Origin of the sequence: Luteipulveratus halotolerans, assembly GCF_001247745.1 — a bacterium.
In the GTDB taxonomy this organism is placed as follows: Bacteria; Actinomycetota; Actinomycetes; order Actinomycetales; family Dermatophilaceae; genus Luteipulveratus; species Luteipulveratus halotolerans.
Map to the genome: position 1 here is coordinate 3,673,219 of NZ_LAIR01000002.1, position 14,937 is coordinate 3,688,155.

At 71.5% G+C, this 14,937-nt stretch carries 17 protein-coding genes; 11 read left to right on the forward strand and 6 right to left on the reverse strand.

The genetic code is table 11. The features are described from left to right. Positions 1–68 precede the first annotated feature (68 nt). Genes VV01_RS18515 through VV01_RS18525 form a run of 3 tightly spaced genes read left to right on the forward strand, consistent with a single transcriptional unit; the run spans position 69 to position 4,319 of the window. A complete protein-coding gene (locus tag VV01_RS18515; RefSeq protein ID WP_082221091.1) occupies positions 69–1,784 on the forward strand; it encodes an alpha-amylase family protein in 1,716 nt (571 codons plus the stop codon). After that, positions 1,771–3,336, forward strand: coding sequence for a phytoene desaturase family protein (locus VV01_RS18520; RefSeq protein ID WP_050672025.1), 1,566 nt, complete (start codon positions 1,771–1,773; stop codon positions 3,334–3,336). Before VV01_RS18515 ends, VV01_RS18520 begins: the two co-directional genes overlap by 14 nt. Next, the gene (locus VV01_RS18525; RefSeq protein WP_050671184.1) at positions 3,321–4,319 is read left to right on the forward strand and encodes an SDR family oxidoreductase; all 999 of its coding nucleotides are present in this window, start codon (positions 3,321–3,323) and stop codon (positions 4,317–4,319) included. Before VV01_RS18520 ends, VV01_RS18525 begins: the two co-directional genes overlap by 16 nt. A gap of 52 nt (positions 4,320–4,371) precedes the next feature. Here VV01_RS18525 and VV01_RS18530 read toward each other — a convergent pair whose 3' ends face one another. The 3 genes from VV01_RS18530 to arsB are packed head-to-tail and all read right to left on the reverse strand — an operon-like array spanning position 4,372 to position 6,579. Further along, on the reverse strand, positions 4,372–4,791 hold the full coding sequence (locus VV01_RS18530; RefSeq protein WP_050671185.1) for an arsenate reductase ArsC: 420 nt from the start codon (positions 4,789–4,791) through the stop codon (positions 4,372–4,374). Between the two features lie 27 nt (positions 4,792–4,818). Further along, positions 4,819–5,439, reverse strand: coding sequence for an arsenate-mycothiol transferase ArsC (locus VV01_RS18535; protein ID WP_050671186.1), 621 nt, complete (start codon positions 5,437–5,439; stop codon positions 4,819–4,821). 33 nt (positions 5,440–5,472) lie between these two features. Further along, on the reverse strand, positions 5,473–6,579 hold the full coding sequence (gene arsB, locus VV01_RS18540; protein ID WP_050671187.1) for an ACR3 family arsenite efflux transporter: 1,107 nt from the start codon (positions 6,577–6,579) through the stop codon (positions 5,473–5,475). A gap of 77 nt (positions 6,580–6,656) precedes the next feature. Between arsB and VV01_RS18545 the strand changes: the two genes are divergently transcribed. Then, on the forward strand, positions 6,657–7,016 hold the full coding sequence (locus tag VV01_RS18545) for an ArsR/SmtB family transcription factor (RefSeq protein WP_082221092.1): 360 nt from the start codon (positions 6,657–6,659) through the stop codon (positions 7,014–7,016). A gap of 30 nt (positions 7,017–7,046) precedes the next feature. Here the strand turns inward: VV01_RS18545 and VV01_RS18550 are convergent, their stop codons facing one another. Then, positions 7,047–8,402 (reverse strand): FAD-dependent oxidoreductase, encoded by a 1,356-nt coding sequence (locus VV01_RS18550; protein ID WP_050671188.1) that lies wholly within the window; start codon positions 8,400–8,402, stop codon positions 7,047–7,049. A gap of 93 nt (positions 8,403–8,495) precedes the next feature. Here VV01_RS18550 and VV01_RS24820 point away from each other — a divergent pair, with 93 nt between their 5' ends. Both VV01_RS24820 and VV01_RS18560 read left to right on the forward strand, forming a co-directional pair. Next, on the forward strand, positions 8,496–9,341 hold the full coding sequence (locus VV01_RS24820) for a helix-turn-helix domain-containing GNAT family N-acetyltransferase (protein WP_050671189.1): 846 nt from the start codon (positions 8,496–8,498) through the stop codon (positions 9,339–9,341). A gap of 67 nt (positions 9,342–9,408) precedes the next feature. Then, complete coding sequence (locus VV01_RS18560; RefSeq protein WP_050671190.1) at positions 9,409–9,888, forward strand: SRPBCC family protein; 480 nt, start codon at positions 9,409–9,411, stop codon at positions 9,886–9,888. Here VV01_RS18560 and VV01_RS18565 read toward each other — a convergent pair. Continuing rightward, complete coding sequence (locus VV01_RS18565; protein ID WP_050671191.1) at positions 9,844–10,746, reverse strand: SDR family oxidoreductase; 903 nt, start codon at positions 10,744–10,746, stop codon at positions 9,844–9,846. The two genes, VV01_RS18560 and VV01_RS18565, sit on opposite strands and share 45 nt — an antisense overlap. A 79-nt stretch (positions 10,747–10,825) precedes the next feature. Further along, on the reverse strand, positions 10,826–11,116 hold the full coding sequence (locus tag VV01_RS18570) for a hypothetical protein (RefSeq protein WP_050671192.1): 291 nt from the start codon (positions 11,114–11,116) through the stop codon (positions 10,826–10,828). Between the two features lie 196 nt (positions 11,117–11,312). Between VV01_RS18570 and VV01_RS18575 the strand changes: the two genes are divergently transcribed. Genes VV01_RS18575 through VV01_RS23475 form a run of 5 tightly spaced genes read left to right on the forward strand, consistent with a single transcriptional unit; the run spans position 11,313 to position 14,922 of the window. After that, on the forward strand, positions 11,313–11,822 hold the full coding sequence (locus VV01_RS18575) for a hemerythrin domain-containing protein (RefSeq protein WP_050671193.1): 510 nt from the start codon (positions 11,313–11,315) through the stop codon (positions 11,820–11,822). Between the two features lie 26 nt (positions 11,823–11,848). Continuing rightward, on the forward strand, positions 11,849–14,134 hold the full coding sequence (locus VV01_RS18580) for a catalase (protein ID WP_082221094.1): 2,286 nt from the start codon (positions 11,849–11,851) through the stop codon (positions 14,132–14,134). Further along, positions 14,131–14,418: a hypothetical protein gene (locus VV01_RS18585; protein WP_050671194.1), complete on the forward strand. Its 288-nt coding sequence runs from the start codon at positions 14,131–14,133 to the stop codon at positions 14,416–14,418. The genes VV01_RS18580 and VV01_RS18585 overlap by 4 nt, the downstream gene beginning before the upstream one ends. A 51-nt stretch (positions 14,419–14,469) precedes the next feature. Continuing rightward, a complete protein-coding gene (locus VV01_RS18590) occupies positions 14,470–14,715 on the forward strand; it encodes a hypothetical protein (protein WP_050671195.1) in 246 nt (81 codons plus the stop codon). 33 nt (positions 14,716–14,748) lie between these two features. Continuing rightward, complete coding sequence (locus VV01_RS23475) at positions 14,749–14,922, forward strand: CsbD family protein (protein WP_071606439.1); 174 nt, start codon at positions 14,749–14,751, stop codon at positions 14,920–14,922. The last annotated feature ends 15 nt before the right edge of the window (positions 14,923–14,937 follow it).

Sequence of the window (14,937 nt, forward strand, 5' to 3'; positions counted from 1 at the left end):
CCTACCCGGGGCGGCGTCCGCCGAACCGTCGGACGTGTCACCGCCGTAGGACCGGGTAGTCCGACTGCATGGCTGACGAGGTGACCGTGACATCCCGCGAAGGCTCCCGGGGCAGTGCGCCCGCGCCTCGCCCAGGAGGTGCCACGACGGACACCTGGTGGAAGGACGCGGTCATCTACTGCGCCGACGTCCAGACGTTCCAGGACAGCGACGGCGACGGGCAGGGCGACCTGCCCGGCATGACGCGCCGCCTCGACCACCTGCACGACCTGGGAGTGACCTGCTTGTGGCTGCTGCCGTTGGCTCCCACGGCCGACCGTGACGACGGGTACGACGTGACCGCGCTGTTCGGGGTCGACCCGCGTCTGGGCACGGTCTCGGACCTGCGCGACCTCACGCGTGCCGCGGCGGCCCGCGGGATCCGCGTCGTGCTCGACCTCGTCATCAACCACACCTCGGTCGACCACCCGTGGTTCGTCCAGGCCCGGCGCGACCCGGCCAGCCGCTACCGCGACTTCTACGTGTGGCGTGACGAGCCCGCGCCGGAGGACCCGGGCGACCTCGTCGTCCCGGGGGTCGAGTCGTCGGTGTGGGAGTACGACGACGTCGCCGGCGCGTACTACCTGCACCACTTCTACCGGCACCAGGCCGACCTCAACCTCGGAAACCCGTTGGTACGCAACGAGATCGCCTCAGCGATGGTGCGCTGGCTGCGGTGTGGGGTCGCCGGGTTCCGCATCGACTCGGTGCCGTTCCTGTTCGCCAAGGGCGCCGACGGCGCGGGCACCGACCCGCGGCCCTACCTGCGGCAGCTGCGCGAGCTCGCCCTCCGGGTGCGGCCGGACGCGATGCTGCTCGGCGAGGTCAACCTCGACTACCCGACGATGCGCACCTACTTCGGCGGCAGCAGCGGCGACGCGCTCACGATGCAGTTCGACTTCGGGCTGATGCAGGCGACGTACCTCGCTCTTGCCCGCAGCGACGCCGGTCCGTTGGAGCGCGCTCTCGGCGAGCGACTCAGCCTCGGGCCGATGAACCAGTTCGCGACGTTCCTGCGCAGCCACGACGAGCTGACGATCGACCGGCTGACGCCACAGGAGCAGGACGAGGTGTTCGCGAAGTTCGCCCCGGACCCGCGAATGCGTATTTACGGCAGAGGAGTTCGCCGCCGACTGGCTCCGCTGCTGGACGGCGACCCGGCACGTCTGCGGCTGGCGTACTCGCTGCTGATGTCGATGCCCGGCGCACTGGTGCTCTACTACGGCGACGAGATCGGCATGGGCGACGACCTGAGCCTGCCGGACCGCATGCCCGTGCGTACGCCGATGCAGTGGGCTCCGGGGCCGAACGGCGGCTTCTCGACGGCCGAGGCCGAGCACCTCGCGCGTCCGGTGGTCACCGGCACGTACGGGCCCGACTACGTGAATGTCCTGATGCAGCAACAGGATCCGAGCTCGTTGCTGTCCGACGTCCGGCGCCTGATCCGGCTGCGGCGCAGCAGCCACGAGGTCGGGTGGGGCGACCCGGTGATCGTCGAGCACGACGCCGAGAGCGTGCTGGCTCATGCGCTGGTGCACGGTCGCGCCTGGACGTTGTTCGTCCACCACTTCGGCGACGAGGACACGCTCGTCGACATCCCGGTACCCCCTCGGCTCGGCGCGCAGGACGTGCTCGTCGATGCGCTGACCGGTGAGCGCCACCGGGTCCATGACGGACGCCTCGCTCTCGCGCTGGCGCCGTACGGCCGACTCTGGCTGCGGGAGGTCGACCGTGAGCTCGCCTGACGCCGTCGTCGTCGGCGCCGGTCCCAACGGCCTCGTCGCCGCCAACCTGCTGGTCGACGCCGGCTGGGACGTCGTCGTCCTCGAGGCCCAGCCCGAGCCCGGTGGCGCCGTGCACAGCGACCGCTCGGTCCACCCGGCGTACGTGCACGACACGTTCAGCTCCTTCTACCCGCTCGCCGCGGCGTCGCCGGTCATCCGCGGCTTCGACCTGGAGTCGTACGGGCTGGTGTGGGAGCACGCCCCGGCGGTCGTCGGCACGCCGTACGCCGAGGGCGGCTGGGCGATGCTGCACCGCGACCGGGAGCGCACGGCCGACGAGATGGAACGGCAGCACGCCGGCGACGGCAGGGCGTGGCTGCGGTGGTGCGAGCAGTGGGATGCCGTCGGCGACGGCATGATCCGCGCCCTGCTCAGCCCCTTCCCTCCGGTCCGCGCAGGCCTGTCCCTCGCGGGTCCGTTCGCCCGAAACGGAGGACGACAGCTGGTACGCCGCCTGGTGGCGCCGGCGTGGGACCTCGCGGAGTCGACGTTCGGCGGGCGCGCGCCCGGCCTGCTGCTCGCCGGCAACGCGGGGCACGCCGACATCCCGATGTCCGCGCCGGGCTCGGGCCTGATGGGCTGGCTGCTGGTCATGCTCGGCCAGCAGCTCGGCTTCCCGGTCCCTCGCGGCGGCGCCGGCGCCCTCTCGCAGGCCCTGACCGACCGCCTGCGCGCTCACGGCGGCGTCCTGCGTACGTCGACACCGGTCGAGTCCGTGGTCGTCCGGCAGGGGCGGGCGGTCGGCGTACGCACGAGCACCGACGAGACGGTGCCGGCGCGGCGGGCGGTCCTCGCCGACGTCAGCGCACCCGCGCTGTACGGCGGGCTCGTCGGCTGGGACGACCTGCCGACGTCGCTGTGGCGCTCGATGCGCGGCTTCGAGTGGGACCCGGCGACCGTCAAGGTCGACTGGGCCCTCGACGCACCCGTGCCCTGGACGGACCCGCCACCGCAGACGCCGGGCACGGTGCACCTGCTCGACTCGGTCGCCGAGGTGGAGCGCTCGCGCGTCGAGATCCGCGCCGGTCACCTGCCCCGCCGGCCCTACCTCGTGATGGGTCAGATGGCCGCCGCGGACGCCTCCCGCGCGCCGACGGGCGGTGAGTCGTTGTGGGCGTACACCCACGTGCCCCGAGGGCGTTCGTGGGGAGCTCGTGCGGGCGAGCACCTCGCCGATCGGATCGAGGAGCGCATCGCCGAGCACGCACCCGACCTCGCGCGACACGTCCGGGCGCGACGCGTGCTCACGCCGCCCGATCTGGAGGCACGTGACGCCAACCTCGTCGACGGCGCGATCAACGGCGGCACGTCGTCGCTGCACCAGCAGCTGGTGCTCCGCCCCGTCCCCGGACTCGGTCGGGCCGAGACGCCCGTCGCGGGTCTCTACCTCGCGTCGGCGGCCGCCCACCCGGGTGGCGGGGTGCACGGCGCCTGCGGCTCGAACGCCGCGCGGGCAGCACTCGCGCACGCCCGCCTCACGCATCCAGGTCCGAGCCGATGGAGGTCGCCGTGAAGGACACCGTCGTGATCACCGGGGGCACGTCCGGTGTCGGTCGTGCCTGTGCCCGCGCGTTCGCCCGCGACGGCCACCCCGTGGCGGTCCTCGCGCGCGGGCAGGACGCACTCGACGCCACGCTGCACGAGCTGCGGGCGGCCGGCGTACCGGCCCTGGCGCTCCGGGTGGACGTCACCGACCAGCACGCCGTCGACGAGGCAGCCGACCGGGTCGAACGCGAGCTCGGCGCCATCGGTGTCTGGGTGAACGACGCGATGGTCACGGTGCTCGGCACGTTCGCCGACGTCCCTGCCGACGACTTCGACCGGGTCGTCGACGTCGTGCTCGGCGGCACGGCCCACGGGACGCGAGCAGCGTTGCGGCACATGCGTCCTCGCGACCGCGGCCGCATCATCCAGGTCGGCAGCGCACTGGCGTACCGAGGGATCCCGCTGCAGTCGGCGTACTGCTCGGGCAAGCACGCGGTCCAGGGCCTGTGCGACTCGCTGCGCGCCGACTTGCTGCACGAGCACAGCGCGGTCACGGTGAGCGAGGTCAACCTGCCCGCGATGAACACGCCCCAGTTCGACATGTGCGCGAACCTGCTCGACCAGGCGCCGATGCCGGTGCCCCCGATCTATCAGCCCGAGGTCGCGGCCCGAGCCGTGCAGTACGCCGCCCGCACCGGCGAGCGCGCGGTCGAGGTGTCGTTCACGACCACGCGCACCCTGGTCGCCGACAGGTTCCTGCCCGGCTCGATGGACCTGCTGCTCGGGAGCACCGGCGTCGACAGCCAGCAGACCGACCGCGAGCGCCCACCCGGCGGCAACCTCTGGGACCCCGCACCCGGCGACCACGGCTGTCACGGCTCGTTCGACCGCAGCGCCCTCGACCGGTCGCGGCAGGAGGACCTGCGGCGTACGCCGGTCGGCACCGCCTGGCGCGTCGGCAACCGTCTGGGCCGTCGGGTCGGCGCCCGGGTGCTGCGCCGACTGATGTGAGGACGGTGGTGAGGCCGCGCGGCCAGGGCGATCGTGGCGCGGACGTTCTACGTCAGGGCTGTTCCTGCACCGGGACGTCGAGCGACTCGATCAGAGCCACGACGCGGCCGCGGATCTCGTCGCGGATCGGGCGCACGGCCTCGACACCCTTGCCGGCGGGGTCCTCCAGGACCCAGTCCTCGTAGCGCTTGCCCGGGTAGAACGGGCAGGTGTCGCCGCAGCCCATCGTGATGACGACGTCGCTGGCCTGCACGGCCTCGGTCGTGAGCACCTTCGGCGTCTCGGCAGTGATGTCGATGCCGACCTCCCGCATCGCCTCGACCGCGGACGGGTTGACCTGATCGGCAGGCTCGGACCCGGCCGAGCGCACCTCGACGGCGCCGCCGGACAGGTGCTGCAGGAAGCCGGCGGCCATCTGCGACCGGCCGGCGTTGTGGACGCACACGAACAGGACGGAGGGCTTGTCGGACATGCGAGTTCTCCTGTGACTGAGGCGGATTCAGATGTTGAGGTCGCGCAACAGTGCGGCGACGCGTGACTGCAGGTCGTCGCGGATGTCGCGGACCTTGTCGATGGACTGGCCCTCGGGGTCGGCGACGTCCCAGTCGAGGTAGCGCTTGCCGGGCAGCACCGGGCACGTGTCGCCGCAGCCCATGGTGACGATGACGTCAGCGGCGTGCACGACGTCGTCGGTCAGCGGCTTGGGGTAGGCCTCGGTGAGGGTCATGCCGCGCTCGGCCAGCGCTTCGAGAGCGACCGGGCTGACCTGGTCGACCGGTTTCGATCCTGCTGAGCGGACGTGCACCTTGCCGGGCGCGAGGTGCTCGGCCAGGGCTGCAGCCATCTGAGAGCGGCCGGCGTTGTGCACGCAGATGAACAGGATCTCCGGGACCGGCTTGGCGATCGTGCCCGAGGCCTGCGCGGCAGCAGTCAGCTGCTCGGTCGCGAACCGCTGCACCAGGATCGGCAGGAAGTTCGGGACCTTCGAGACCGGCTCGAGGCGCGCACGGGCGGCCTCGACGGCCTGGGTGATCGACTCGCGAGAGAAGACACCGTCGTACTTGTACGTCAGGTCGTCGATGACCTGGGCGTAGTCATCGGTCTGGGGTGCAGTGCTCATGACTCCCCTGGTGAGAGGTGGTGCGGGTCGAGGTCAGGTGCGTGCGGACGACAGGACGTCGTCGTGACGGGTGTCGGGTCGGTGCGGGAATCGCTTGCGCAGGGCGAGCGAGACGTAGACGAGGGCGACGAGAACAGGCACTTCGATGAGCGGACCGACGACGCCTGCGAGGGCCTCACCGGACGTGACGCCGAAGGTCGCGATCGCCACGGCGATGGCGAGCTCGAAGTTGTTGCCGGCGGCGGTGAACGCCAGAGTCGTGGTGCGTTCGTACGACATCCCGCTCGCCCTGCCGAGCGCGTAGCCACCGCCCCACATCACGGCGAAGTAGGCCAGCAGCGGGAGCGCGATGCGGGCCACGTCGCCGGGGTGGCTGGTGATCTGGTCGCCTTGCAGCGCGAACAGGATCACGATGGTGAACAGCAGTCCGTACAGCGCCCACGGGCCGATGCGCGGGAGGAACGTCGACTCGTACCAGTCGCGTCCCTTGGCCTGCTCGCCGAGGCGACGCGAGAGGTAGCCGGCCAGCAGCGGAATACCGAGGAACACCAGCACCGATGCGGCGATCTTCCAGGGCGAGACGTCGAGGTCGGTCTGCTCCAGGCCGAGCCAGCCGGGCAGCACCGACAGGTAGAACCAGCCGAGCACCGCGAACATCACGACCTGGAACACCGAGTTGATCGCGACCAGCACCGCTGCCGCCTCGCGGTCGCCGCAGGCGAGGTCGTTCCAGATGATCACCATCGCGATGCAGCGCGCGAGACCGACGATGATCAGACCGGTGCGGTACGCCGGAAGGTCGGGCAGGAAGATCCAGGCGAGGGCGAACATCAGCGCCGGGCCGAGGACCCAGTTGAGCAGCAGCGACGACGCCAGCAGTCGGCGGTCGCCGGCGACGGTGTTGAGGCGGTCGTAGCGGACCTTGGCCAGCACCGGGTACATCATCACCAGCAGCCCGAGGGCGATGGGCAGCGAGACGCCCTCGACCTCGACGGCACTGAGCAGATCGTCGAGCCCGGACACCGTCTTGCCGAGAAGGATCCCGACCAGCATCGCGACACCGATCCAGACCGGCAGGAACCGATCCGCCGTGGACAGCTTGCGGGTGATCGCTTCGGTATCGCTGGGCGCGGCGGCCACAACCCACCTCCTGAATAGACGAATGTCGATGCAGGAGCATGCTTGCGCAGTGCATCGATACTTGTCAATATGGCGGGATGACCGCGACCACGGCAGGTAAGCGCATCTCCCTCCCCCTGGCCGATGAGGCGTGCGCGACGACCCCGGGGCGCGCCCTCGGCGCCGAGGATGCCGAGCACCTGGCGGGACTGCTGAAGGCGTTGGCCGATCCGGTGCGGCTGCGGCTGTTCGTGCGCCTGGCGACCTCGCCCGATGAGGTCTGCGTGTGCGACTTCCCCGACGTCGGCGTCTCTCAGCCGACGGTGTCGCACCACCTGAAGAAGCTGCGCGAGGCCGGCCTGGTGGAGTCCGAGCGGCGCGGCACCTGGGTCTACTACCGCTCGGTCGACGGAGCGCTCGACCGGCTCGGCTCGTTCATCGGCGACCTGACCGCCTGACGCCGTCGTCCGGGCACGACGCCCGTAGCGTCATCGCGGGGGTGCGGTGCCGATCGTGAGGAGCCCTTCGGATGCGGGCGTACCGCAGCATCCGCCCGCCTGCGCGTCGGCCTGGCCAGGCTCGTCGAACAGGCCCGAACCGCCGCACACCCCGGACTCCGGCAGGGTCAGCTCGACCCGCTCGGCGGCCTCGTGGTCGCCGGCGATCGCCGCGACGACGCTGCGGACCTGCTCGTAGCCCGTCAGCGCCAGGAACGAGGGCGCGCGACCGTAGGACTTCATGCCCACCAGGTAGAACCCGACCTCGGGCTGACCGAGCTCCTGGGCGCCGTGCGGGTAGACCGTCCCGCAGGAGTGCACATTGGGGTCGATCAGCGGCGCCAGCGCACGCGGCGCCTGCAGCACGGGGTCCAGGTCGAGGCGTATCTCGGAGAGCATGCTGAGGTCCGGCCGGAAGCCGGTCACGGCGACGACCTCGTCGACGTCGGTGACCTGCTGCCCGTCGAACGAGATGAGCGAAAGCCGACCGTCGCCCGCGACGCTCACCTCGCAGGTGCGGAAGCCGGTGACCGTCGTGACCACCCCCGACGCGGCGGCGCCGCGCGCCCTGGTGCCGAGCTCGCCACGGGCGACGAGCTGGTCGCGGTCGCCACCACCGAACGCACCCTTCGCCGAGGACCGGCGCACCACCCAGCTGACCCGCGTGCCCGGTGCGTTCGCGGCGAGCGCGGCCAGCTCGATCAGGGCGTTCTGCGCGGACGCACCGGTGCCGGCCACGACGACGTGCCGGCCGGCGTACCGGCCACGCACCGTCTCGTCACGCAGATCGGGCACGCGATAGGCGATCCGGTCTGCGGCTGCGCGCTCGCCGATGGCCGGAAGCCCGTCTCCCCCCCCCAGGGGATTCGGGCCGCCCCAGGTGCCGGAGGCATCGATGACCGCCCGCGCCATGACACGCTCGATGCCTGCCGCGGTCCGGACCTGAAGGACGAACGGCTCGCCGTCGCGCCCGGAGTCGACGACGCGGTCGCGGCCTCGCCTGGAGACGCCGACCACCGTTGTGCCACAACGGATCTCGACCTCAGCGGTGCCATCGAGGGCGTCGGCCAGCGGCCGAAGGTAGAGCTCGGCCCAGTCTCGTCCGGTCGGGTACGACGTCGGGCGCGGGGACGTCCAGCCGTGCTGCTCGAGGAGCGCCTGCGCAGCCGGAGCCACGAGCTCCGACCACGGGGAGAAGAGCCGGATGTGGCCCCACTCGCGCACACCGGCTCCCGCTCGGTCGCCGCTCTCGAGGACGACCACGGACATGCCGCGCTGCTGAGCGTCGGCGGCCGCGGCCAGGCCGGTGGGACCGGCTCCGATCACGACGAGGGGCAGGGTCTCCATGGCGGAATCCTATGATCGAGGGACATCGATACTCGGACTGTATCGACCGATGTCTAACCAGTCAATCGATGCGCATCGATGTATGATCGGGCCGTGACTGTGAGCAGGCCCGCCCCGTCGTCCACGCTGGATGTCGCGACCGCCGAGACGTACGCCGGCTGGTTCAGCACGCTCGCCGACCCGACCCGCGTCCGGCTGCTGCACGCCGTCGCCAGCAGCCCCACCGGCTCTGCGCGCGTCGGTGACCTGGCCGCCCGGCTCGGGATCAGCCAGTCGACCTGCTCGCACCACGTGCGCCGCCTCGCCGATGTCGGCTTCGTCGTCGTCGACAAGGTCGGCACCTCCAGCGTCGTGACCGTCAACCCTGCCTGCTGCACGGGTCTCCCCCACGCGGCCGACGTCGTGATGGGCACGATGCTCGAAAAGCCCTGCTGCCCCAGCGATCTCCCGGACGACGTGACGACACGGCCGATGCTCACCACGGACCTGCGCACGGTCCGCGACATCTACGCCGAGGGCATCGCGACCCGCAACGCGACGTTCGAGACGGAGGCGCCGCCGGTCGGCGTACTCGTGGACAAGTGGCTGGAGGGACATCGGTGGGTGGCCGAGATCGACGGCGCCGTCGTCGGCTGGGCCGCGGCGAGCCCTACGTCGTCCCGTGCGTGCTATTCCGGGGTCGCCGAGACGTCGGTCTACGTCGCCGCGTCGGCGCGTGGTCGCGGCGTCGGCAAGACCCTGCTGCACCGCCAGGTGACCGAGGCGGACGCCGGGGGTCTGTGGACGTTGCAGACGTCGATCTTCCCCGAGAACCGCGCGAGCATCGCGCTGCATCACGCAGCGGGGTTCCGCACCCTCGCCGTACGAAGCCGCATCGCCCGGCTCGACGGCGTGTGGCGCGACACCGTCCTGCTCGAACGACGGACCGCCACCCCCTGATCGAGGCCCGCAGGCCGACGTCGGCGAGCGTCTGCGTCGTCGGCGCTCGGGTGGGTACCTCCAGGGCATGAGTACCACCACCAGGAAGATGGCCTGCTCGCCCGACGACGTGTTCTCGGTGCTCGCGGACGGCTGGAGCTTTGCGCAGTGGGTCGTCGGTGCGGCGCGCGTCCGCGCCGTCGACCACGGCTGGCCGGGCGAGGGCCGGCGCATCCACCACTCCGTCGGCGCCTGGCCGGCGCTCGTGAGCGACACGACGTCCGTCGAGGAGGTCGAGCCCGGTCGACGCCTGGTGCTCACCGCGCGGGGGTGGCCCATGGGTCAGGCCCGGGTCGAGATCACCTGCGAGCGCGACGGGGTCGGCTCACGCGTCACGCTGCACGAGCAGGTCAACGGCGGTCCTCCGTTGCTGGTGCTGCGGCCGGTACGCGACGCGGCCCTCGGCTGGCGCAACATCGAGAGCCTGCGTCGGCTCGCCTACCTCGCCGAGGGCCGTGCCCGATCAGAAGACCGGCTTCCCGCCCGTGACGCCCACGACCGTGCCTGAGACATAGCTCGCCTCGCTCGGAGCCGCCAGGAACACGAACGCCGACGCGCACTCGGCCGGCTGCCCCGCACGCCCGAGCGGCGTGTCCGCCCCGAACGCCTCGATCTTCTCCTCGTCCTGCGTCGCCGGCTGCAACGGCGTCCAGATCGGCCCGGGCGCGACGGCGTTGACCCGGATGCCCTTCGGGCCGAGCTCGGCGGCCAGGTTGACGGTGAAGTTGTTGATGCCGGCCTTGGTGGCCGCGTAGTCGAGCAGGCTGGTCGAGGGCTGGTACGCCTGGATCGAGCTGACGTTGATGATGCTCGCGCCCTCGTGCAGGTGCGGCAGGGCGGCCTGCGTCAGCCACAGCAACGCGTAGAGGTTGGTCTTGAGGACGCGGTCGATCCGCTCCGGGCTGAGGTCCTCCAGGCCCTCGTCGCGCGCCCACTGCACGCCGGCGTTGTTGACGAGCACGTCGATGCCGCCGAGTCCGTCGGCGGCGTTCTCCACCACGTCCCGGCAGGTGTCACGGTCGGTGAGGTCGCCGGGGCACAGGACGACGGTCTGCGCCGTCTCGCGCACCCAGCTCGCGGTCTCCTCGGCGTCGTGCTGCTCCTCCGGCAGGTACGACAGGGCGACGTCGGCGCCCTCGCGGGCGAACGCGATCGCCACCGCACGCCCGATCCCGGAGTCGCCGCCGGTGATCAGGGCCCGCAGCCCCTTCAGCCGGTCCGATCCTCGGTAGGTCTGCTCGCCGTGATCCGGTACGGGGTCCATGTCTCGCGTCCGGCCCGGCAGGTCCTGCTGCTGGGCGGGAAAGCCGCCCTCGGGGTTCGTCGGCATCTGCGCCGCGCGGGCGCCGACGGTCGCGTCGTTCATGGCTACCTGCCTTCGGTCGTCGAGGAGCGCACGCCGGTGCGGGCTCCGGTCCGTGCGACCTACCCGCTGCGGCGTCGGCTCAACCGTCGTGACCGACGTCCCGGCGGCGTGCGTGCTCCCAGTACGCCAGCAGCCGGCGTTCGTGCTCGGCGTCCAGACGCAGGTCGTCCAGGCGCGGTGAGGCCATGACGTCGCGGTAGGTCACCGTCAGGTCCACGCCGCTGCGCCGCCGGCGGATGCAGGCGAGGGGCACGGCGCGGAACGCCCCGAGCGCCGGCCCGTCGAGCACCATCCAGTCGGCGATCCCGCTCTCGGCATCGGCGAGCAGGTCGTGCACGTGCCCGAGCAACCGCCCCTCGCCGTCACGCACCGGACGCCCGAGGAGCCTGCGGCTGGACGACGGTGGCTGGGACAACGGTGACGCCCCCTCGGGCGGTTCGGCGGTGCGTACGACGACGGCGCGGGCTCTGGCGTTCGGCCCGGCCTCAGGTCGCTGTGGCCACAGTGCGCATACCCGGCTGCGGGACGGGTAACCCCTTCAGGTCATCGGACCCGAGGAGGCCAGGGTGTCCACCACACCACTGCACGAGCTGAAGGCCGAGCTCAACCATCAGCACCGTCAGATCACGGCCATGATGCAGGCCGTCCGCACCTCTGGTGGACCGCTGCGCGTCGAGGCGTTCGAGCAGTTCCGTGCGTTCCTCGCGGCGCACGAGGCGGCCGAGCAGACGTGCATGCACGGCGTGGCCCGTGCGGAGTCCTCGCAGGACCTCACCGTCGTGAGCGACCGCGTGGCCGAAGAGGTGGACGCCGCCGACGCGCTCGCCCACCTGGAGTCGCTCGACCTCGAGTCCCCAGAGTTCTCAGACGGATTCGCGTCCTTGTCCGAGGCGATCCGAGCGCACGCCGAGGCCGAGGAGTACCGCGAGCTGCCGGCGTACCACGGAGTCGTGAGCGACGAGGAGGTCCGCGTGATGGTGGACCGGATGCGGCGCGTCCCCCATCTCGCCGAGGACAGCGACGGCTCGCTCACGTTCGCGCAGAACCTCGACCGGGCCCGACACGAGCTCGGCTGACCAACCCCACTCGCAAGGAGCTGCTCATGGATCCCACCGACGCCGTCCGGCAGGGCGCCGACAAGGTCAAGCGCGCGGCCACCGAGGCCGTGCACGCCGCGCAGGACGCGATCGAGCCGCCCGCGCCGGGCGCCCCGGGCTCGGAGCCACCCACGGTGCGCGAGCCGACCGAACCACGCGAGCCGGCCGAGCCCAAGCACGACCAGGGCTCACCTGCCACGCGTACGCCGACCGGCGCCGAGACGTCGACTGGACCGGAGCAGGTCGGCCAGCAGGGTGCCCACCTCACGACCGCGCAGGGTGCCCGACTGCGCGACACCGATCACTCGTTGAAGGCCGGCGCACGAGGCCCGACGCTGCTGCAGGACCACCACCTGCGCGAGAAGATCATGCACTTCGACCACGAGCGGATCCCGGAGCGCGTCGTGCACGCCCGCGGGGCGGCCGCGCACGGCGTCTTCGTCGGTTACGGAAACGCCGAATCCGTCTGTCGCGCAACGTTTCTCGGCAAAGACGTCAAGACCCCGGTGTTCACTCGTTTCTCCCCTGTCGTCGGCTCACGTGGTTCGGCCGACGCCGTCAGGGACACCCGCGGGTTCGCGACGAAGTTCTACACCGACGAGGGCGTCTTCGACCTGGTCGGCAACAACATCCCCGTCTTCTTCATCCAGGACGCGATCAAGTTCCCCGACGTCGTCCACGCCGCCAAGCCCCACCCCGACCGCGAGATCCCCCAGGCGCAGAGTGCGCACGACACCTTCTGGGACTTCGTCGGCCTGCACACCGAGGCCAGCCACCACGTGATGTGGCAGATGTCCGACCGAGGCATCCCCCGCTCGTACCGGATGATGGAGGGCTTCGGTGTGCACACCTTCCGCCTGGTCGACGCGTCCGGTGGCACGTCGCTGGTGAAGTTCCACTGGAAGCCACGGCTCGGAGTCCACTCGCTGGTGTGGGAGGAGGCGCAGCTGGTCAACGGCGTCGACCCCGACTTCCACCGGCGCGACCTCGCCGACGCGATCGAGTCCGGCGCCCCACCGCAGTGGGAGCTCGGCATCCAGGTCTTCCCGGACACTCCTGAGCAGACCTTCGAGGGCATCGACCTGCTCGACCCGACCAAGGTCGTCCCCGAGGAGCTCGCGCCCGTTCAGCCGGTCGGGCTCATGACGCTCGACGCCAACCCGACGAACTACTTCGCCGAGACCGAGCAGGTGGCGTTCCACCCCGGGCACCTCGTGCCCGGCATCGACGTCACCGACGACCCGCTGCTGCAGGGCCGGCTCTTCTCCTACCTCGACACCCAGCTCACCCGGCTCGGCGGACCGAACTTCGCCCAGATCCCGATCAACCGCCCGCACGCGCCGGTCAACGACATGCTGCGCGACGGCTGGCACCAGGACGCCGTGCACTCCGGCGCGGCGCCGTACAAGCCCAACTCGCTCGACGGCGGGTGCCCGTTCTTCGCCGGTGCCGACGTCGAGGCGCTCACCGAGGTGGCGGCCACCGTGCCGGAGGGCCACAAGGTGCGGGAGTCCCCGGCGTCGTACGCCGATCACTTCACCCAGCCGCGGATGTTCTTCCGCAGCCTCAGCCCGGTCGAGCAGGAGCACACGATCCGGGCGTACACGTTCGAGCTCGGCCGCTGCTACGAGGAGGCGATCAAGGAGCGCTACCTCGGTGTCCTCGCCGAAATCGACGCCGACCTGTGCGCCGGCGTCGCGCGCGGCCTGGGCCTGGACGTCCCGAGCCGCGGCCCGACCGGTGACGTGGGTGTCCAGCGGGCCCAGGACATGCCGCCCAGCCCGGCCCTGTCGCAGGTCGGCCAGGAGTGGCCGGTCGCCGGGCGAGTGGTCGGCATCGTCGTCGACACGGACACCGACCGCGGTCAGGTCGACGCCGTTCGACGTCGTGCGATCGGCGACGGGCTCGTACCGCTCGTCATCGCCGCCCACGGCGGGCAGGTCGACGGCACCTCGGTGCAGCGCACGTTCGCGACGACGCGTTCGGTCGAGCTGGACGCCGTGCTCCTGGCCTCCTGCCCGCCACCCGCCCCGGACGCCGACCCGGTCGGCGACGCCGGAGCGGCACCGCTCGACCCGCGGATCGCCGTCCTGCTGCAGGAGGCGTTCCGGCACGCGAAGCCGATCGGCGCCTGGGGCGCGGGATCGGCGGCGCTCGACGCGGCAGGCATCCCCCGCAGCGCACCCGGCGTCGTGGTGGACGAGAACGCGGACACCGTCACGCCAGAGGTGCTCGCACTGCTGGGCCGCCACCGGGTGTGGGAGCGGCTCACGGGAGCGAGCGCGTCATGACCGCCGACCGGCTCGTCCTCAACGAGCCCTTCATGAAGCAGCTCGGCGCCGACCGGACCCTCGCTCTGGTGCGCGTGGTCGAGGGCCTGGCTCGCAGCCATCGCGGCCTGCCCACAGCCGAGGTGCTCGACGTGCTCACCCGCGAGCTGCACGCCATCGCCGTGCCCGTCGAGGACGCCGCCCTGCACCGGCTCGCCGAGCGGATCAGCCTCGCGCCCGAGGACGGGCTGCGCGTCTACACCGAACCGATCGGTGGACGCATGGGCGGCGGGCAGGACGGGTAGGGCACGAGAGGCCCGCGGAACCACCGCGGACCAGCGAGAGGAGGTCCCTCGATGACCGCCAACCCCGAGACGGGACATGTCACCGGCACGCCGGACAAGGACTACAACGTCATCTGGTACACCGAGCAGTGCCTGAGCAACGCGCTGCGGCTCGAGCAGTACGTCGCGGACGCCGAGCAGTCCGGAGACCAGGAGCTGGCCGACTTCCTGCGCAAGGCACAGGACGCCAGCCGCCGCGGCGCCGAGCACGGCAAACGCCTGATCGCCACCCGGCTCACCCAGAGCGCGCCGGCCTGACCGGCGTCACTCACCACCCCGAAGGAGGCCGACATGGGACTCGGTGACAAGGCCAAGCACGCCGCCCAGAACGCCATGGGCAAGGCGAAGGAAGCCACCGGCAAAGCCCGCGGTGACGAGGAGCAGAAGGAGCAGGGCCGCTCCGAGCAGGTCGAGGCCCAGGTGAAGCGCAAGGGCGACGACGTCAAGGACGTCTTCGACCAGTAGCCCCTGAGGCACGAA